General features: G+C 61.7%; 16 protein-coding genes and 1 tRNA gene. 7 read left to right on the top strand and 10 right to left on the bottom strand.

The features are described 5' to 3' along the window. Positions 1-44: 44 nt before the first annotated feature. A complete protein-coding gene (locus tag N3J91_08640) occupies positions 45-1,136 on the top strand; it encodes a response regulator (GenBank protein MCX8156497.1) in 1,092 nt (363 codons plus the stop codon). Here N3J91_08640 and N3J91_08635 read toward each other — a convergent pair. From N3J91_08635 to N3J91_08615, 5 genes are read right to left on the bottom strand one after another with little or no spacing between them, the layout of a single operon-like run. After that, positions 1,100-4,321, bottom strand: coding sequence for a PQQ-binding-like beta-propeller repeat protein (locus N3J91_08635; GenBank protein ID MCX8156496.1), 3,222 nt, complete (start codon positions 4,319-4,321; stop codon positions 1,100-1,102). The genes N3J91_08640 and N3J91_08635 overlap by 37 nt on opposite strands. A 17-nt stretch (positions 4,322-4,338) precedes the next feature. Beyond that, entirely contained in the window at positions 4,339-4,917 is a 579-nt protein-coding gene (locus N3J91_08630) for a L,D-transpeptidase (protein MCX8156495.1), read from the bottom strand. Then, entirely contained in the window at positions 4,914-5,291 is a 378-nt protein-coding gene (gene acpS, locus N3J91_08625) for a holo-ACP synthase (GenBank protein ID MCX8156494.1), read from the bottom strand. Before acpS ends, N3J91_08630 begins: the two co-directional genes overlap by 4 nt. Beyond that, complete coding sequence (locus N3J91_08620) at positions 5,288-6,043, bottom strand: pyridoxine 5'-phosphate synthase (protein ID MCX8156493.1); 756 nt, start codon at positions 6,041-6,043, stop codon at positions 5,288-5,290. Before N3J91_08620 ends, acpS begins: the two co-directional genes overlap by 4 nt. Before the next feature lie 4 nt (positions 6,044-6,047). After that, positions 6,048-7,544: a hypothetical protein gene (locus tag N3J91_08615; protein ID MCX8156492.1), complete on the bottom strand. Its 1,497-nt coding sequence runs from the start codon at positions 7,542-7,544 to the stop codon at positions 6,048-6,050. A gap of 573 nt (positions 7,545-8,117) precedes the next feature. Between N3J91_08615 and N3J91_08610 the strand changes: the two genes are divergently transcribed. Next, on the top strand, positions 8,118-8,279 hold the full coding sequence (locus N3J91_08610; protein ID MCX8156491.1) for a hypothetical protein: 162 nt from the start codon (positions 8,118-8,120) through the stop codon (positions 8,277-8,279). Positions 8,280-9,854: 1,575 nt separating this feature from the next. Here N3J91_08610 and N3J91_08605 read toward each other — a convergent pair. Beyond that, on the bottom strand, positions 9,855-10,340 hold the full coding sequence (locus N3J91_08605; protein MCX8156490.1) for a hypothetical protein: 486 nt from the start codon (positions 10,338-10,340) through the stop codon (positions 9,855-9,857). Beyond that, positions 10,337-11,200 (bottom strand): RHS repeat-associated core domain-containing protein, encoded by an 864-nt coding sequence (locus N3J91_08600; GenBank protein ID MCX8156489.1) that lies wholly within the window; start codon positions 11,198-11,200, stop codon positions 10,337-10,339. The genes N3J91_08605 and N3J91_08600 overlap by 4 nt, the downstream gene beginning before the upstream one ends. Positions 11,201-11,602: 402 nt before the next feature. Between N3J91_08600 and N3J91_08595 the strand changes: the two genes are divergently transcribed. After that, positions 11,603-13,843 (top strand): fused MFS/spermidine synthase, encoded by a 2,241-nt coding sequence (locus N3J91_08595; GenBank protein MCX8156488.1) that lies wholly within the window; start codon positions 11,603-11,605, stop codon positions 13,841-13,843. 3 nt (positions 13,844-13,846) lie between these two features. Here N3J91_08595 and N3J91_08590 read toward each other — a convergent pair whose 3' ends face one another. After that, positions 13,847-14,683: a hypothetical protein gene (locus tag N3J91_08590; GenBank protein MCX8156487.1), complete on the bottom strand. Its 837-nt coding sequence runs from the start codon at positions 14,681-14,683 to the stop codon at positions 13,847-13,849. Positions 14,684-14,991: 308 nt separating this feature from the next. On the opposite strand from N3J91_08590, the gene N3J91_08585 reads away from it, so the two are divergent. The 4 genes from N3J91_08585 (at position 14,992) to N3J91_08570 (ending at position 17,682) form a co-directional block, all read left to right on the top strand. Continuing rightward, the gene (locus N3J91_08585; GenBank protein ID MCX8156486.1) at positions 14,992-16,041 is read left to right on the top strand and encodes a carbohydrate kinase family protein; all 1,050 of its coding nucleotides are present in this window, start codon (positions 14,992-14,994) and stop codon (positions 16,039-16,041) included. 427 nt (positions 16,042-16,468) lie between these two features. Beyond that, positions 16,469-16,816, top strand: coding sequence for a prepilin-type N-terminal cleavage/methylation domain-containing protein (locus N3J91_08580; protein ID MCX8156485.1), 348 nt, complete (start codon positions 16,469-16,471; stop codon positions 16,814-16,816). A gap of 292 nt (positions 16,817-17,108) precedes the next feature. Then, positions 17,109-17,456: a prepilin-type N-terminal cleavage/methylation domain-containing protein gene (locus N3J91_08575; GenBank protein ID MCX8156484.1), complete on the top strand. Its 348-nt coding sequence runs from the start codon at positions 17,109-17,111 to the stop codon at positions 17,454-17,456. A 151-nt stretch (positions 17,457-17,607) separates the two neighbouring features. Beyond that, a tRNA-Thr gene (locus N3J91_08570) sits at positions 17,608-17,682 on the top strand. Between the two features lie 567 nt (positions 17,683-18,249). Here N3J91_08570 and N3J91_08565 read toward each other — a convergent pair. Both N3J91_08565 and N3J91_08560 read right to left on the bottom strand, forming a co-directional pair. Continuing rightward, on the bottom strand, positions 18,250-18,546 hold the full coding sequence (locus N3J91_08565) for a contact-dependent growth inhibition system immunity protein (GenBank protein MCX8156483.1): 297 nt from the start codon (positions 18,544-18,546) through the stop codon (positions 18,250-18,252). Next, on the bottom strand, positions 18,543-19,607 hold the full coding sequence (locus N3J91_08560; protein ID MCX8156482.1) for a hypothetical protein: 1,065 nt from the start codon (positions 19,605-19,607) through the stop codon (positions 18,543-18,545). Before N3J91_08560 ends, N3J91_08565 begins: the two co-directional genes overlap by 4 nt. Positions 19,608-19,986: the final 379 nt, after the last annotated feature.

The following is a 19,986-nucleotide window of genomic DNA, read 5'->3' as shown; positions in this document are numbered from 1 at the left end:
AAAGGCTGGCCCGGCCCTGACGCCGGGCGTAAGCTCAGCCGGTGATGCCCCCAGCGGACAGCAGTAGCGGTGAGGCGGCCTCGGCCGTGGTGCTCATCGTGGAGGATGATGACATCATCCGGGATTTGCTGTGTTCGCTGGTGCGGCAGATGCACCTTACCCCCCTGCCGGCCTGCAATGGCCTGGAGGCGCTGGAGGCGCTGGAGTTTCAGCGGTTTGATCTGGTGCTGCTGGACCTCGCCATGCCGGAGTTCGACGGCTACGATGTCCTCCAGCGCATCAAAAATGATCTGCGCCTGCGCCGCGTCCCGGTGATTGTGCTTTCCGGCATGACCGATGTGGAGACGGCCATCCGCTGCATCGAGATGGGGGCGGATGATTTTCTCACCAAGCCGATCCAAACCACCCTCCTCAAAGCGCGCATCCGCACCTCCCTGCAGCACAAGCGGCTCTATGACATGGAGGCGGATTTTCTGCGCCGGCTCGAGCAGGAGCAGGAACGCAGCGAGCGGTTGTTGCTCAACATCCTGCCCTCCTCCATCGCCCAACGCCTCAAAGAGGGCGAGGAACACATCGCCGAGCATTTTCCGGAATGCACCGTCATGTTTTCGGATTTGGTGGGCTTCAGCCGGCTGGCCAACCGCATCACCCCGGCCGAGCTGGTGCAGGTGCTCAACACCATCTTCAGCGCCTTTGACCAACTGGCCGACAAGCACGGGCTGGAGAAAATCAAAACCATCGGCGATGCCTACATGCTGGTGGGCGGCGTCCCCACCCCACGCCCGGATCACACCGAGGCCGTGGCGGAGATGGCGCTGGAAATGCAGGAAGTCATGCGCACCATGCACACCCGCACCGGCCATCTGCTGCAAATGCGCATTGGCATCCACACCGGCCCCGTGGTGGCGGGCATTATTGGCACCCGCAAATTCTCCTACGATCTCTGGGGGGAAACGGTGAACATCGCCAGCCGCATGGAATCCACCGGCCGCCCCGGGGTCATCCAGGTCAGCGCCGCCACCGCCGAGCGCCTCCAGCACAAATACCAGTTCGCTTCCGCCGGTACGGTGGACGCCAAGGGCATCGGGCCGGTGCCCGCTTATTTGCTGCTGGGCCGGCTGGGCGCCGGGGCTTGAGGCGGCCCGCCCGGAGCCGCCGCCGGAGGGGCATTGGTGAGCGGGCTTAGGTTGACCAACCCCACGGTTTCATCACTGATGAAAAACCCCGAACCCCACCCCAGCCGCGGCAGGTAAAGGCCCTGAAAAGCCGTGCGTTTGCGTGTCACCGGATGCACAAACGCGCCCTCAAACATCCCCGGCGCGGCTTCCATCCGCAGCTCCATTTTTTCGTACGCCGCCAGGGCAAAGCGCGGGCGCCCCCGTTCATCCTGCTCCAGAATGCTGCCCAAAGGCTCCGGCAATTGCCCCCCCATGAAGGTGAGCACGGCCTGCGCGGCGCCCAGCCCCTGGCTGCCGGGCCGGTTTGGCTCCACACGCTGCCCGCATACCACCAACTGGCCGGCAGCGCCCTCAGGAAGCAGCTTGTCCTTCGGCGATGCGGCTTTGAACCAGACCAACTGGCCCGTGACGGGCACCGGCTTGTTGATGTCCACTTGACACCATCCCAGCAACGCGCCACGGCCCCCATACAAGGGCAGGTAAATGGGGCACCGGCCATCTTCCAGCACGGCGAAGGCGCCTTCCAACGGGGTGTTGTCGCTCAACCGTCCGGCAAGGGTGAGCTGATGCGGCGGACTGAGCCGCAGCGTCAACCAGCCGTCGCCCTGCACCTGGGGCGGCAGACCGCGAGGAATCAACACGGCCGCATAAGTGCCCGCCGGGGCCTGCGCCGGCAGCGTGCCGGCAGCGCGCAGCGCGGTCAGGGGGGAGGTCCAGTCCCCGGCCCGCACCCAACCCAGCAGGGCGTTGGTGGGAGCCTCCGGCAGCCGGTGGGTCAGGCTGACTTCAAAGCTGAGGGTGGTTTCGCCGCTTCGTGCCAGGAGCTGGCGGGCGCGGCCCTCCGCATCAAACTGGCCGCGCAGGGAATGCATCTGGCCATTCCAAAAAAGATGGCCCTGGAGGCGGCCTTCCACGTCCACCTCGAATTGGGCCAGGCCGCTGTTGTCCATGCCCACGGCCGTGGGCACCCAGGCCAGACCGTCGTAGCGGCCCTGACGAACAATAAACGGCCCCGGCTCGAACACGGCCTCCAAGTTCACGTTGGAGCGCAACAGCAAATGCACCTCCGGGTCGCCTGAAGCCAGGCTCCCGCGCCATCCCGCAAACCGATGGCCGGGCGCAGGCCGGGCCTGCAGGCTGAGGGTTTTCCCCGCAGCGTATTTGCGGCCGCGCGTATCGGGCGTCACCGTCCCGGAGCCGGACACCGCCACACTGACCGTCAGCCCGGGGCGCTCGGCGAGAGCAGGCGGGGCTGGCTCGGTGGATTCTTTGGGCGCAGTGGTTTTCGGGATAAAATTGGCGATCAGCACCAGATTGCTGCGCATGACAAACTCCAGCGTGGCCTTCTCGGAATTCACTCCGCCCGTCCAGCGGGCAAAAGTCCAGCCACGCTCCGGTTTGGCGGTGAGGGTGTAGGTGCGGCCGATCTCGAGCAGTTCCCGCGAAAGATTGGGCGTGACCTCCCCCTGGCCCAGAATCTGCAACAGCAGAGGACTGGCCAGCACATAGTCGCACTGCACTTCCACCCAGTCGGAAACCAGGCCGGCCAGATCCACGGCACGCACGCGCACACGATGCGCCCCGGGCGTGACTTGCTGGCGGATGGTCCATTCCCCCAACCCCTCGGCGGCTTGCAGCTCGCCCTGGTCCAATTGATACTCCACCCGCGCCAGCCCCTCGTTGTCCCGCGCCGTGCCGGTGATCACCAACAGGGGATTGGTCAGGCGGGTCCTGGGCTCGGGCGAGCGCAAGGTGATTTTGGGCGGCGTGCGATCGTTGCGAATGCGCTCGCTGGGCGGGCGCCGCGGCGGTGGCACCGGTTTGACCACCACGGTTTCATTGCTCAGAATCAGCTCGCGCGGCGTGCTGCTGAGATCCGTAAAGCGAATTGGCGGCGGCGTGGCGCGGTTGGTAAAGGTGGGCTGGCGCACCGGCGGCAGGATGACCTCCGGTTCTTCCGGCGGAGGCGGGGGCGGCGGCAGGGTCGCCGCAATGGCCGGCGGCCGGCCCTCCGGCGCCAGGGAGCCGGTGCGCCGCACGTTGGCGCGGAACAGCGGCCAGGGCGTTGACGCCAGACCGGCATCGGCCTGCACGGCGTAAAAACGCCCATCCCATCCGCCGAAATACAACACACCATTGGTGGTGAGCAGCGGCGAGCTGCTGATGGCGTCGCCGGTGGCCAGCGCCCATTTCTTTTTGCCCTGCGCATCCAGGGCGTAAAAACGCCCGTCATACGAGCCGAAATAAATCGAGCCGTCCGCCGCCACCGCGGGCGTGCTGCGAATCCAGCCCTCCGTGGCAAATTCCCACAAGGTGCGCGCCTCCGGCGACACCGCGCGCAGCTTGCGATCATCCGAACCAAAAATGACCACGCCATTGGCGGCGAGCACCGGCGAGCCGCGCACCGGGCCGCCGGTCCGCACTTCCCAGAGCCGCTCGCCGAAGGGACTTACCGCATGCAAGTATTGGTCATTGCTGCCAAAATATACGTTGCCCTGCGCGTCAATCGCCGGCGAAGAGCCAATTTTATCCCCGGTATCCACGTACCACCGGCGCGAGCCATCCGGGTTCACGGCGTAAAAATTGGTGTCATACGACCCAAAATAAAGCACCCCGGCGGCGCTGATGGCCGGGGAGGAAATGATGTTGCCGTTGGCGGGAAAATCCCACTTCCGCAAACCCGCCGGCTCAATGGCAAACAAAGTGCCAAACACCGAGCCCGCGTACAACACGCCCTCCGGTCCCAGCGCCGGCGAGCTGACATAGCCGCTGCCCGGCATCACGCGCCATTTCTCCTGCCCGTTGGGCAGCAACGCATAGATCAGCCGGTCCGTCCCCGCCAGGTAGATGACGCCGTCCGGCCCCACCACCGGCGTGGCCGCCACTGCCCCGGAGGTGCGAAATTCCCATTTCTTCTGGCCGTCCGGCCGCAACGCATACAACGCGCCGTTGTCGGCGCCAAAATACAGCGTGCCATCCGGCCCCTGGGCGGCCGACGACTGGATTTTCACCCCCACGGGAAACGTCCACAACACCTCGCCGGGCACGGCCGCCGGCGCGGCAGGCAGGCCGGCCAGCAAGGCGAGTCCGACCCCCAGGCATCGTCCCAAATGCCGCATCACATCCAGATTGCGTTGGCTCATGCGCTGACCTTGTTCCATCACCAATCCATGCCCATCCAAACCAGCGTGCCCACCGGCAGCAAGTCAAAAAGCAGCAACAAATCCTCCGTGCCCACATGAATGCAGCCATGCGACGCCGGCCGCCCCAGGGCCAGGGGATCACTGAACCCGTGCAGGTAAATGTAGCGCCGGAAGCTGTCCACCGTCCCCCCCTGGTTGACGCCCGGCTCCAGTCCGGCCAGCCAGAGGATGCGATGCACGATCCGCGCCTGTGGCTGGCCCTGCCATGTATAACCGCACATCTGCCGCGCCTTGAACACGGCGCCCACCGGCCAGCCGCCGCCGATTTTGGCGGCGATCCGATGCAGCCCCAGGGGCGTTTGATTCGAGTTCTCCTGCTGTCCCACCCCAAAGCGCGAAGTGGAGATCCGCATCTCCCGCACCTGCATCATCTCAGGCCGCGGCAGCCCCCCGCGCCGCCACGGCACCCGCACATACAGGCGCATCCGCTGCCGGCGCACGCTGACGGCCAGGGCGTACTCGGTGGGCAGCACGCCACGCCTTTCGCAGGCGCGTTCAAAGGCCGCCGGCAGGCGGTTCCAGGCCAGGTGGTTCATGCCTCCAAAATGGCCACCGCCGCGGCGTATTGGGTGGTATGGGTGAGGCTGATCAGCACCTGCCGCCCCCCACGGGTGGCCAGCAACACCAGCCCTTCCTCGTGCAACGTGATAAACGGCTCGCCCGAGGGCCGCCGCTCCACCTCGATGGCCTGCCAGCTTAATTGCGCGCCAATCCCCGTGCCAAACGCCTTGGAAACCGCCTCCTTGGCGGCAAACCGCGCCGCCAGATGCGGCCCGGGATGCTTGAAGCTCAGGCAATAGGTAATTTCCGCCGGCCGAAGTATCCGCTGTAAAAACCGCTCCCCAAACCGCTGGTAGGACTGCTCTATGCGGGCAACTTCAATAATGTCTATGCCCACCCCCAGGATCATGCCGCACCGCCTCCTGCCGGATAATCCCGCATGGCGGCCAGCATCTCCTTCACTGCGGCCGGCAGGCCCACCATGACCGCGCGGCTGATGATGCTGTGCCCGATGTTCAACTCCACCAGATGCGGCACCGCATACAAATCGCGAATGTTTTGGTAATGAATGCCGTGGCCCGCATTCACCCGCAAACCCGCCCGGTGGGCCAGCTCGGCGGCCTGCCGCAGCCGCTCCACTTCCACCCTCCGCGTCGCCGGATCAGGCCATGCCTCCGCAAAGGCGCCTGTGTGCAGCTCCACAAATTGCGTGCCCGTTTCGGCCGCCGCCTCCACCTGCGCGGGATCCGGCGCAATAAACAGGCTGACCTCAATCCCCGCGTCATTCATCCGCTGGCGGGTCTCCTTGATCGCTTTCCGTTGCCCCACCACATCCAGCCCCCCCTCGGTGGTCACCTCCTGACGGCGCTCGGGCACAAGGCACACAATGTCCGGCTTCAGCCGCAGCGCAATGCCGATGATCTCCGCCGAGTTGGCCATCTCCAAATTCAGCCGGGTGGTCACGATTTCCCGCAGTTTCCAGACATCCCGGTCCTGGATGTGCCGCCGGTCTTCGCGCAAATGCGCCGTGATGCCATGCGCCCCCGCCTGCTCACACAGGCGGGCGGCCTCCACCGGATCAGGCTCGCCCTGTCCGCGGCCCCGGTAGCGGGCCTCCCGCACCGTCGCCACATGATCAATGTTCACTCCCAGCTTGAGCATGGTGTTACTTGGGCACTGGCGCCTTGGGCGGCGGTTTTTGCAGCTTGCCGAAATCCGCGGGCTGGCCCCACAAGTCCAGCGCCCGCGCCAGCAGATTCAATTCGAAACCCGTCAGCCCCACCGGCCCGCGGCGCACAAAGTTCATCTTCTGCGGCGAAACAAACGTAATTTCCGTCACCGTGTTGCCCAGCAAGGGGGCCGCCGCCTGCAGCCACGCCTGCCCCGGCAGATTGGCCGGCACCTGCCGCACCTCGCTGAACAATGGCAGCAACTGAAACCACTGCCGCCAACTGTTCACCCGTTGCTCGGTGATTTCCCAACTGTAATACACCAGGTTGGGCCGGTTGCTCACCTGCGCAAACAGCTCCGGCGGCGCGTTGGTCCCCACCGCCGGCGCGGGAAACATCTGCACCCACACAAACTCGCCCTCGGCCGTCCGCGTGGCCTTCAGCAACGGCGACATCAATGGCAGCCCCTGCCACAGCAGCTCCGCCCGGTTGCTGACCCAGAAAAAGTCCCCCACCTTGTTGCCCCCGATGAGCTGGTAGGCCACCGCCGGCAGCTTGTTGGCCAGCCGCGTCACCGTGTTCGTCGCCTCGTCCATCCGCGCCGCCGCCTGCACCAGCAATGGCATGCCCGACTGGCTCCAGCCATACACCTGATTCGGCGCAGTCTTCAGCTCCAGACCCTGAAACCACCGGGTCTTGCTCAGCCACGGTGCCACCCCGTTGGCCGCGGTAAAGCTTACCAGCGGCTCATGGATGAGAGGCCGCGGAATGCGCCACGCCTCCGGCTTCCACGCCACCGCCCGGGCAAATTGAAGCGTCCCCTGCACCCGCACATCCTCGCCCTTCGTGGAAAACTCCAAATCAGCCTCCGGCCACTCCGCCTCCACCGGCAGGCCCAGCGCCGGAGCCAGTGCCCCCCCATTGAACCGTGCCTGCAACCACACGTCCTGGGCCAGCGCCGGGGCTTTGCCGGATTTAACCTGTGCCGTCCAACGTTTCACCGCTCCGGCCGCGTCCGCCCCCCCGGCCGCCACCAACCACGTCCCCTCCTCTCCGTAGACCAGTTGCGCGCCGGCAGACGACTTGAGGGAATCCAACGTCTGTTTCCACACCCCGCGCCGCTCCGGGGGAAGCCGCGTGGCCACCACCGTTTGCCGCTGCACCGCCTGCCCTCTGACCTCCAGCCATCCGCCATACTGCCACCAGTCACTCACCAGCGGACGCAATTGCGGCGCCGCATTGGTGGAGACTCCCAGATTGAAAACCGCCGGCCCCAGCCGTGCCACCTTCGCGGCCACGTCCTCCTCCCACTGCCGCGCCGCCGGAAGCGCCTCCGCCTTCAACAGCCGGCTGCCGGCGGCCATTTTCTGCAGCGCCTGCGCCCCCGCAAAATGCACCTGCGCCAGGGGACCCTCCGCCGCCTGCGTTAATTGCACGTTCACGGCGAACCACACCGCGCCGGCCGCCATCGCCCATGCCATTGCTTTCGTCATAAATCTCGCCTGTTCATTGCCAAAGAACCGCAATAAACGCAACCAAATTGCCTTCCCCCCACACTCTCGCCAGCCCACGGCCTCCCCCATCTCAAACCCACCTCCCGCCAGTCACCAAAAACACACCTCCCATCCCAACAACGCCTGAGAGAATTCCCCCTTCCCATAACAATCTAAACCTTTAGTTGCCATCCTCTCCATTGCCCGCACGCAAGACGTGCATATTCCCCCCCCCCGGCGCCCCGCCCGCTGCAGATTCACCGTCACAGTGGCCGCGCCGTGGGCGCTCCCGTGGATGTTCACAAAACCCGGCACGCGGGACGCTTGCGCTCCCCGAGACCGAGAGGGAAGGCAGAGTGGGAAATGCAAAATGCAAAGTGCAAAACCGGAGAATTGTCGCAGGCGAGGGTGCAAAACGGTGGGCATCAGTTCTATTGTTAATCCCTGCCGGATTAGTTTGGCTTCGGTGGGGACGAAGCCTGTTTGATGACGTGAAAACTTAGGAGACCTGCCGCGGGGGGCACTTAGAGCGAGCTGGTCGATTGGGGCTGGACGGTCGCCAACATCCCGGTGATGGCTCTCGACCCCGACCAGCTTTGGGAATACGATCCGGCCACCCCCAAGTATTACCTCGACCGGCATCGTAAACTACCGCCCGAAGTCGCCGCCGTGGTCAACCAGACCGAAGCAGCAGCTACGGCGGCTAAAGGATCGTCAACCTCGGCATCACCGTGACCGCCATCGCGCCGATCCGTGTCCGGCGGCTCAGATGCACGATCCTCTTGACTAGGCGGTCAAGAGGCTTCGTCTGCGATCACGCGCCCTGGATGGGGCTTGTAACCTCAGCAAGAAACGATTCCTGGGATTTACTCATCATGCCGAGGTCAGGTGGCGTGTCGCATTGCTGCGCCAGGATCATCACCGTCACGGTCGCCCAAATCGGGGCCAAGCCGCCGCCCCTTCTGCGCCTGGCCCAGCTCGATCTGCCTTCCCGGTGATGGTATTGGCGGGGGATGTGTAACTGTCCTGGTGGCTGCAGACAGACTCCGAAAGCTTCAGTTTGGTGAAACTTCTTGGGGAGTTCCACTTGGCGTCCGATGCAACAATCGGTTCCATACTGTTCCGAGCAGCCATCCCCAAACGAAAAACTGGATGCCACCAAAGACCAGGTGGAACAGATAGTAAGGCGTGTGATAGGTATCTTGGGCTGTTGCGCCGGACACCTTTGAGTATGCCTCATAGAAGTTGTCCAAGAGCAGACTCACCGGCAGGTCAGTCAGGCGCATGTGCTCCCACAGTGCCCCAAACTCGATGTTCCTTACGGAGACACGCCAGAGTGCCGTGACAAGAAGACCATGCCCGCAAAACAGCAAGGTTCCGAGGATTATCGGAAGTTTTAGTTGCAATCGAGTCCGCATTTGCTTGCCGCTTCCTTGGCCCAGTCCAGGCAGTTATACTGTCCCTTCCCAGTGGGCTTGTAGGGCTTCGATGTTGGAACCTCCGAGATACAGTCGAGAATCTCGGAGTCAGTGGCTTCGGTGCCCTTTCTGCCAGGGGCACCGTATTGCAGAAGGGATGCCGTCCGCTTGCAGGGTTTGCAGTCAGTGGGATTGAATTTCTTCTCCTGAATAGGCGGAGCGCCCGGTTTTGTCCCACCGATCCCCCAACCAACTCTCTCACACGTGTCGCAGTGCTTGTAGTGCAGATAAGCGTGGTCGGTTGGGGTTTGGGGATGGAGAATCCGGAAACCAATCAGCAAAAGACTTTCTCCCAATCCCTCCGGATTTACGTTTCGCATGCAGAGCGCAAATCCAACTGGGTCGGGCGGCGGGGGCGGCAAGGGCGGCGGTTTGCAGACATGAGGCTTCGGATCGAACGGGGAGATCGGCATCAAGCAACTTGGGCAAATGGCTACGATGTCCCGTCCGTCCCGGTCGAAATACCTAAGAGGATCGTTTGCGATGAACCCATAGAGGTTTGGCCCGCCCTTCTCTCCGATGGGGTCTCTGGATGGCCACCAGGCGACAACGCGACAGCCCGACCTCCGGCACGACGCGCGACGATGGCGTGGTGTAGGCATAGATCGCCGTGCCCGTCGGGCGGTCCGGCCGCCAGAATCGTCACCACACTGTCGTTGTAGTTGTAGTTCCACCGTCACCATCGTCATGCCTGCAACTCCATTCCGTTGCCGCACTCCGCAGCGAAGACGCAGCGTCCAGGGCTGTGCGGCAGGCGCGGGTGGCCGACCTTCTATCGAGCCGGCCTGAGGCGAGCCAGATCCTTCACACCTCTTGTTCGGGACAGCCGGCGCTATTTCGATTCGGGAGAATTCTGCTGCGTGGCAGAGAAAGTGAACCGTGTGGCATTGCCCGCGCCTGTGGACAAGACCTTGAACGTGTCGCTGCCGTATGCAAAAGCGTTTTGCGATTCCAAACCTTGGAAGTCGCCGAGCGTGCGCGGCAACTTCACATGGCGAACCACTTTGTTGCTCTTGACGAAGACCAGCAGATAGAACGTGTCGGACGAATCAATGTGCGTCTTCTCTGCTTCCGACCACTTGAAGCCCAATTGAGCATGGATTTTGTCAACCGGAGTGTATGGGCTAAAAATAAACAGTTTGTCCCACGCGAAATCCGTCACAGCAGAGACGGCTACAATCGGATTCGTGGTTGCGGTCGCGGCCAGTGCCGAACGCTCTATTGCCCTCACGATGCCGCTCTCAGATTTGGCGCACGCAAACAGACCAAATGCAGCGACTGCCGCCGAGATTGCCATGAAAACTCTGCGAGACTTCATGGCGTGATGACTTTCAGTTTGCCGTCATCAAGGGCCTTTTGGCAAAGGTCAGCGCAGTTGCCAGTCTGAGATGCAAGCCCGCGTCCAGCCGCGTTGTTGTGTTCATCCATTTCTCGCTCGTTCTTGGGCTGCCCTTTTCGGTCGCCAGCATTTTCGTGATTGTCGCCAATGGATTTTGCACATTTTTGGCCGATTGCTCTAGCCATCTCACAACTCCAGAAGCAATGCCGCCAAGCATCCGCCTTGTCGTTGTGAAGTGACATTCCAGGAAAGCGCTTCTGCGTTTCTTCCAATGCTTGTCCGGCCAGTGCTGCGGCCTTCTTGGACTTCTCCGCACCGCAATCCCACCAACACGCAAATTTCTCCTGAAAGTCAGCGTTGCCACCTCCGTAGTAGTCCAAGCCGAGAGGATCAATCCGACTGATCGGGTTGTTTCCTACGAAGCCGTAAAGGTTGATTCCCCCTCGTTCCCCGATGGGGTCTCTGTTTGGCCACCTGCCGGTGGAAGGGTTGTAATACCTGTGGCCGTAGTAGAGGAGGCCGGTTTCCCAGTCGTGGTATTTGGTGGAGAAGAGGTAACTGAAGGTCTGGGAGAGGGGGCCGGTGGCGCGGAGGAGTTCGCCAAAGGGGCCGTACTCATATTGCGCCACCAACAAGCCATCCGCCTCCCGCACATACCCCATCACATCCCCATTCCCATCATAAAACGGAAAATACACCCCCGCCTTCGGGCCATGATGAATCACCGTCGCCAGCAAACCACCCGCGTTGCAAGCGTCGTTCAGAGGAGAGGAATCCTGTGGGATGGGATTTGCCTCCTCCCTGACTTTCAATGTGCCGATGGTTCCCCACGCTTGCATGGTTTTCGGCTGACCCGGAGCCAATATCTCCCAAAACCGCCCTTCCTTCAAGGCCATTTATGGGGAGGGGGAAATGCAAAATGCAAAGTGCAAAATGCAAAGTGCAAAATGCAAAGTGCAAAATGCAAAGTGCAAAATGCAAAGTGCAAAATGCAAAGTGCAAAACCGGATAGTCGCAGGCGAAAGTGCAAAACGGTTGGCATCAGTCCTGATGTTTAATCCCTGCTGGATTGGTATGGCTTCAGGGGGCCGAAGGCGGCACGCGGGACGCGCGTTTTCCAAAACGTTAGCCAGTCTGTTGTTCCCGAATCCTGCCGCAATGTGAGTTGCGCCCGGGTTGGTGTCGGGTCAGCTTCTCCGCTTGTCAAGGTGTGCCTGGGCGGCTAGGGTAAGGCTTCAAACATGCTCGTATTTGGCCTCGCCATATTCAGCGGCGCGTTTCTGCTGTTTTTGATTCAGCCATTGATGGCCAAATTCATTCTGCCCTGGTTTGGAGGCACCCCCGCCGTCTGGACCACCTGCATGTTGTTTTTTCAGGCAGGGCTGCTGGTGGGTTACGCTTATGCGCATGGGTTGACGCGCCTGTTGTCGTGGCGGCGGCAGGTGCTGGTCCATCTGGGGTTGCTGGCACTTGCCCTGATGTTTGCGCGCATCATCCCTCCAGATACCTGGCAGCCGGCCAACGGTACCGCGCCCACCGGGCGGATTCTGCTGCTGCTGGTGAGTTGTCTGGGGCTGCCGTATGTGGCGCTGGCAGCCACCAGTCCCCTGCTGCAAGCCTGGTTCAGCCAGGCCCACCGCGGGGTGTCGCCGTATCGGTTGTATTCGCTTTCCAATGCCGGTTCCTTGCTGGCGCTGCTGGCGTTTCCCTTTGTGCTTGAGCCTCATCTTTCGCGGCAGGCACAGGCCATGGGATGGAAATGGGGTCTGGTCGTTTTTGTTATTTGCATGGCCTTCTGCGGCTGGCGCGTCTGGCGCGTCCAAGAGCAAGCTGTTGCCGTGCCTTCCGCCAGCCCGCCCGCCGCCGAGGCCGGTTCGTCTGCAGCCGCCAGCCCGGACGCCCCAGTCTCTGCGCCATCGCCACCCCTGACCGAGTCGCACCCGGCTGCCGGGTTGTGGCTGGCGTTGCCAGCTTGCAGCACGGCGCTGCTGCTGGCCATCACCAATCGCCTTTGTCATGACATCGCGGTGATTCCTTTTCTCTGGGTGTTGCCGCTGGGGTTGTATTTGATTTCTTACATTATTTGTTTTGACAATCCCCGTTGGTACGCACGATCTGTGTGGCTGCCGCTGTTGGTGCTGGCGCTGCTGGCCGCCACGGGCAATTTGGTGGGCGACCGCATCAATCTGCCGCAGAGCTGGTACTGGTGGCCCTTGCGCCAGCCGCTGGAGTGGCTGTCCAACTTGTCCCTGTTCAAGGCCATCGTCCTGTATTTGGGGGTGCTTTTTTGCTGCTGCATGGTTTGCCACGGTGAGCTGTACCGCCGGCGGCCGCCTCCCGAGCGCCTGACCACCTTTTACCTGGTGGCAGCCGCAGGGGGCACTTTGGGCGGCTTTTTCGTGGCCATTGTGGCGCCGGCGGTATTTCGGGGCTATCACGAGCTGCATTTGACATTGTGGCTCACGGGCGTGCTCGCCGCCGTGGCTGTGTTGGGCTGGCCCGGCCGGCACCCCGCCCGGTGGCGCACCTGGCTGGCCTGGCCCGCGGTGGCGGCCGCGCTCGCGTTCCAGGCGGCGGGCTTGTGGACGGATGTCCACTACAGCACCCGCACCGCCCGGACCGTCCAGCGGAATTTCTACGGTGTCCTCAAAGTCAAGGAATACTCCGTGGACGATCCGCACTGGCACAAAGTGACCCTGCTTCATGGCACCACCACCCATGGCCTGCAATATGTGAGCGAGGACAAACGCTGGTTGCCCACGTCCTACTACATCGGCTCCAGCGGCGTCGGCCTGGTCATGCAATACCATCCGCGCCGCACGCAGCGCCGGGTGGGCATTGTGGGACTGGGCACCGGTTCCATGGCTGCCTGGGGGAGAAGCGGTGACTATTTTAAGTTTTACGAAATCAACCCCGCCGTCGTGGAACTGGCCCGCCGCGAGTTCACCTATTTATCCCACTGCCCCGCCCAGGTGGACATTGTGCTGGGCGATGCCCGGCTTTCGCTGGAGCGCGAGCCAGCCCAGGAGTTTGATGTGCTGGCCCTGGACGCCTTTAACAGTGACGCCATCCCGGCCCACCTGCTCACCCGCGAGGCCTTTGGGGTCTATTTGCGGCACTTGCGCCCGGGCGGCGTGCTGGCCGTGCACATCTCGAACAAGTACCTGAACCTCGAGCCCGTGGTGCGCGCCGCGGCCCGGCACTACCGGCTGCAGGCCGCCCTGGTGCGTAATCAGGAGGAATCCACCGCCGCCGATGATCCCACCCGCGAGGATTTTTATCATTCGGACTGGTTTCTGCTCGCACGCGAATCGGACCTGCTAACCACCGGGGCGATCGGCGCCGCCGCCGCGGAAACGGATCCGAATGCCCCCTTGTTGGAATGGACCGACGACCGCAGCGATCTCTTCCGTATTTTGGTGTTGGACGATGACGGCTGGCTGGCCACCGTGCGCCGCTGGCTGCTGCCCGACACGCGCTAACCCTCAGGACTTGTTTGCAAAGGGATTTCCCTGCGGCGCCGCGGACCCGGCCGCCCGGGGCAGACAACAAACCGCCAGCGGCACGTACACCCATGCCACCATTACATGGAAAAGGGTCACCAGCCCCAGCCGGATCAAATCCACCAGTCCCCAGCCATAAGCCACGATGCCCAGCGTCATGATCAACGCCCCCGGCATCAACGCTGCCGCACACAAACTCCACGCCGCTCCCACCCCCAGCTCCGCCCCCCGCAGCCATGCCACCACCCGCGCCAGCGGCACATAGCCCAGGGCCAGCACACCCCAGATGAGCAACAAGCCCATGGTCGTCCCCACCCACACTCCCGCCAAAATGGCCTGGCTCCATGCCCCCCACCAGGGCACCGCCTCGCGCTGGTTCAACGGCACCCGGTAATCCGGCGGATACGTCACCGCCACGTACCCCAACACCCCCCGCACATATAAATTAGTGGCGCCGAACTCAAGCTGCACATCCGCCGGCGGGGTCTGTTCCCCCGTGTGCTCCAAATCCACTGCCAGGGATAAAAACTGATTGTCCGCCAGCGCCTGCGGTTGCGCCAGGGGCACCTGCAACCGCCCCTCCACAATCTCCCCCGCAAGCGGCAGCGCCGCCACGGCTTGGCCGAGGGGCGGAAACCACGCACTCCGCACAAACCACGCCATCACCAGCCCGATCAGCACCCCCATCACCATGAGCAGCGCCAAGGCGCGACCCATCCCCGCCCGGGCAAAGGCCGCCACCCCCAGCGGCGTGAACGGCTGCCACGCCTGCGGCCGGGCTGGTTTCCCCGCCTCATCATCCTGACGTTCCGCACTCATCTGCAACGCTCCACCATAACCTTAATTGCGGTTGCAAACCAAGCCTGGATCACCTGGCCGGCGCAGGCCACGCCAGCCCTCGCCCTCCCCTCCCTGTGTTGCTTCCAAGTTTTGGGCTGATTGGGTTACTGGATTGCAGCCCCCTGTTGCGGCCGGAGAAATGTTCCGGCAAGACCGGCTCCGCACCCGCGCCCCCTCAATTTTCATCTTGCGACACGCCTATTTTTTACTTTAATAAACTCACCGTAAACCAGTCTATCATCCCGGCTGCCTGCCCAACTGCGGCAGAACGGGGAGGGGAAATTTTTATGGCGAAAATCTCTGGCACAGCGCGATGCGGCCTGTTGGCCGGCGGCAATTGGATCATTGACCAGGTCAAAATCATTGATGCCTACCCTCAACCCGAACATCTGGGCAACATCCTCGACCAATATCAAGGCACCGGCGGCGCACCCTACAACGTGCTGGTGGACCTCGCCAAACTGGGCGTGGATTTCCCCCTCGCCGGCGCCGGCCTGGTGGGCCAGGACGCCCTCGGCGAAGCCATCCTTGCCGACTGCAAGGCCCACAAAATTGACACGCGCTTCATTGAAACCACCACCGCCGCCCCCACCTCATTCACCGATGTCATGACCGAGCAGGCCAATGGACGCCGCACCTTCTTCCATCAGCGCGGCGCCAACGCACGCTGGGACGCCAAGGGCCTGGATTTTACCAAGACCAAAGCACGCATCTTCCACCTCGGCTACCTTCTGCTGCTCGATAAACTGGACCTGCCCGACACCAAATACGGCACCAAAGCCGCGCGCCTGCTTGCCGAAGCCCAGGCCGCCGGACTCAAAACCTGTGTGGATGTGGTCAGCGAAGACAGCGAACGCTTCAGCGCCATCGTCCCCCACGCCCTCAAGCACGTGGATTATTGCATCCTTAACGAAATCGAGGCCGGACGCACCGCCGGTTTCAAACCGCGCACCCCCGACGGCCAGATTGACACCGTGGCCCTCCGCCACACCGCCGGCACCCTCCTGCAACAAGGCGTGCGTGAGCTGGTGGTCATCCACTTCCCCGAAGGCTGCTTCGCCCGCACCCGCCGCGGAGAAGATGTCTGGCAAGCCAGCCTCAAACTGCCCGACAAATACATCGTCGGCACCGCCGGCGCCGGCGACGCCTTTTGCGCCGGCGTCCTCCTCGGACTGCACGAAGGGTGGGATTTGCAACGCTGCCTGCTTGCCGGCGTTTGCGTGGCCGCCATGTCCCTTTCCCACGCCACCTGCACCGCCGGCATGAAATCCCTCAGCGCCTGCCTGGCCCTGGCCAAAAAATATGGCTTCCGTCCCCCGCTGGTGGCGGAAGACTAATCAATGGCCCCGCCGCCGGCAGTGCCGCTGCCCCAAATCTGGACAAGCACCGTCAAAACGGGACAAGTGTCCTCACCCTCTGCCGCCAGCCGTTCGCACGATTAAGAATAGCTCTTCGCGCCACTTGCACTTTTGCAAAAAAAGCCGACGACTTTCCCAATTCTACGAAACCTCACTCCCCCCTGCGACCGATGCTTGGTCTTTCAAGTACCTGTAAATGCTGCAACTTCATGCGCTCTGCGCACCGGCCCAATGCAAAGCTAATTTCCCATTGATGGTTGGCACGGGGGCTGCTATTCTCATAGCCGCGGTTGGCATATGGCAATAAGTGAACAGAAAGTGTTATCATCGTAACGGCCATATGCTGTTGTTCACGCCGCACGTAAAAAACAACAAAACAACAACCCAAGACAGGAAAGGACAGCATATGCGTATCAATCGTAATCGTAAATCCGGCTTCACGCTGGTGGAAATCATGATCGTGGTGGCCATCATCGGCCTGCTCGCCGCGATTGCCATTCCCAACTTCGTGAAAGCCCGCACCACGGCGCAGAAGAATGCGTGCGTCAACAACCTCCGTCAGATTGACGGCGCCAAGGAACAGTGGGCCCTGGAAAACGGCAAGAAGGGCACCGACACCCCAGGCGATGCCGACCTGTTCGGCGCTGGCAAGTACATCAAACAGAAACCTGCCTGCCCGGCCAACGGCACCTACACCATCGGGGACATGCAGACCAAACCGACCTGCAGCGTGACCGATCACACCCTGCCCTAAGGCGCAGTCTTAATCTCACACGCCCGGAGGCTCACCCCTCCGGGCTTTTTTATTCCCGCTTTGCCCTCAACCCGGTGGCGCACCACAACAAACGAGCCCACCACTGGCCTGCGCTGAGCCACCTGGAAAATTAAATTGTGATTGGAATGTGGCACAAAGAGTGCTATATTATTTCTTGCGGTTAGCTTGAGGCAATAAGTGAATAAAAATTGGAATCGTTTAACGGGCCTCCTGCCGAAGTTCACGCCGCAAACAACAAAAAGCAAAAACCAGAACGTCAAGACCAAAACTTATGCGTATCAATCGTAATCGTAAATCCGGCTTCACGCTGGTGGAAATCATGATCGTGGTGGCCATCATCGGCCTGCTCGCCGCGATTGCCATTCCCAACTTCGTGAAAGCCCGCACCACGGCGCAAAAGAATGCGTGCGTCAACAACCTCCGTCAGATTGACGGCGCCAAGGAACAGTGGGCCCTGGAAAACGGCAAAAAAGGCACCGACACCCCCACCGATGCTGACCTGTTTGGCGACGGCAAATACATCAAACAGAAACCTGCCTGCCCGGCCAACGGTAGCTACACCATCGGAAACATGGATACCAAACCGACCTGCAACGTGACCGACCACACCCTGCCCTAAAGCGCAAGCTTGACCTCGCACGCCCGGAGGCTCACCCCTCCGGGCTTTTTCTTTGCCCGCTGCCAGTCCCCGCCGGGGGGCCATAATTCCCTTCACCCCGAGGTTGACAGCCCCGCCCAGTCCGCTATTACTTAACCGCGTTTCAACGCGCGCCAGTGTAGCTCAGCGGCAGAGCAACGGTTTCGTAAACCGTCGGTCGTCGGTTCGATCCCGACCACTGGCTCCAACAGAATTACCAAGGATTTGCACCAGATTAACTTTCCCCCCGCAGCCCTGTGAGCTTTAGTCACTTGACGGTGACTTGACACGATGTTGGCCTTTCATTCTGAACAACTGCGACTGATAATGGACATCTGAGTCTTCGAAGGGCGGGCGTCCAGCGACACTCAAGCAATAGCGTGACCCTAAGCTGACCTTGGACCGCATCACCGTTGTGATGCGTTTTATCGCGGCAATGACTCCAGTCTAAATCCCTCCTGCCGATGCGCGTCGGCCTCGACCCCTCAGGTACTGCATTGTGCCTTTCGATGATGCCCGCTTCCCTTCGGTCTCGGGAAGCGCACGCGTCCCGCGTGCCGGCTTCGGCGTTCCGCCGAAGCCTTCCTCCTGCCACCAGCTTGCTAATCATCTCCCTACGCCCCAGCCCAGTTCACCACCGTTATCCCGCACCGCGAAACCAGCGCTCCACTCCCGCTTCTGGGGGCGTCCATCCGCGCCCTTGTGAACAACATTGGAAACGGTATCAGGCGAGACAGATTCCTTCTCACCGTTTGGCGGGACACCGGCGTTAGGTTCAGTGTTCACCGGCCAGCGAAGTCCGAAGTTGCGCCAGCCAATTGCGAATGGGAGTTTCCGTTGGCAGGTAGTAGCAAAGCAACTCCTCATGCAACATCCGCCTGAGTTCGTCCTCGGGTAACGACAGCGAAAGGAGTTCGTCGAGTTCTACGACAACTTTTTGAACCTCCTCTGCCGGGTTCTTGTCGAGGAATCGTTCAATCACAGCTTCGGGTGTTGGGGCATCAAGGCGCCAATCTTGATGGAAGCAAGCCCCGAAGAACTGAACAAGGTTGTTGAGTTTCCGGTCGGTCATTTGGGATAGGCGGTTGTGACTCGGAAGCAGAGACCGCTTTGCGGCGCAACCTTGTCGAGAACAACAACTTCACGGGCTGCCATTGGACTCCCTGCGCCTCGCGGCAGCACAACTCCGACGGGACTGCCAGCAGTGTGAGTAACAACCAAACGATTAGCATTGCCCGACAACCAAGCGCAGATTGCTCCTTGGTTCGCTTCCAGTGCTTCGACAACTGCTTTTTCCGCGACCGCACGGCTGGCAAAAGCTGAGACAGCGGGGATACTCGCATCTGCTGCAAGCCGAGCAGCCAAGGCAGCCTGCACTTGTGCCGCAGTTGCTGTTCCTTGCGGAACATGGCGACTGAGCGCATGTCCGCCAGCAGCTTCGTGCGCACCCAACCCACCACCTGGGACAAGTCGGCTGCACACTGGTTTACACAAACACTTGGCCAAGCCTTGAACCAGGTTCGCGGACAGAACGACGCCAAGGTCAGCAAAGGCGAGGATGTTGTCTCCCGTGAACCCTCCATAAGTTGGATCGCCAGGGCCAGGAGCATTTGCGTATTGCTCCGTGCTGAAATAGACGCCAGCAATCGCCGCCACGATGAGAATGGGCACGATGCGACCATCCTTATCAACCAGGTTGGGCGGGTTGTTGTAAACGAAGCCGTAAAGATTCAATCCCCCATTCTCAGCGATGGGGTCTCTGGATGGCCACCGGCCGGTAGAAGGGTTGTAATACCTGTAGCCGTAATAGTAGAGGCCGGTTTCCCAGTCGAGGGGTTTGGTGGAGAAGAGAGGGTTGAAGGTCTGGGAGAGGGGGCCGGTGGCGCGGAGGAGTTCGCCCAAGGGGCCGTACTCGTATTGCGCCACCAACAAGCCATCCGCCCCCCGCACGTAACCCATCACGTTCCCATTCCCATCATAAACCGGAAAATACAACCCTGCATTCGGGCCATTAATGATGAACGTCATCAATAACCCGCCCACGCCGCCCGCGCCTTGCAGGGTGCCGCTCAAGCCCGCCCCCCAGACGTGCGTTCGCACCTCGCCCGTCACTTCTTCCACTTCGGCGATCATGTTCCCTCCATCATACCCATATTTTCACCATCTTTGCAACCGCCCCAACCCATGCACATTGTTAACCTCGCGGCCATAACCCTTGGTCTCGGGGAGGGCACGCGTCCCGCGTGCCGGCTTCGGCCCCCGCCGAAGCCTCCCTTCCCGCCGCGGCCTGAGCGCGGCTAGATTCCTTTACACCTTTTGGCGGGACAGCCGGTTGGGTCACTTCGGCTGCTGGAGGTCAGTCAAACTCCAGTTGGCAATTTCGATTCCTCCTTCCAGCCCATCTTTCTTTGAGTAGGCCATGCCTTGAAGCTTGTTTGTGAACATCCCGGTTTGGGTGTCGTATTCCGCAACCCTCTTGTCGCCGTCGTTCACGATGACGAGAGTGCCCTCA

The sequence above is a fragment of the Verrucomicrobiia bacterium genome (assembly GCA_026414565.1).
Taxonomy (GTDB): domain Bacteria; phylum Verrucomicrobiota; class Verrucomicrobiia; order Limisphaerales; family Fontisphaeraceae; genus Fontisphaera.
This window is presented reverse-complemented; position numbering and strand designations above follow the sequence as displayed.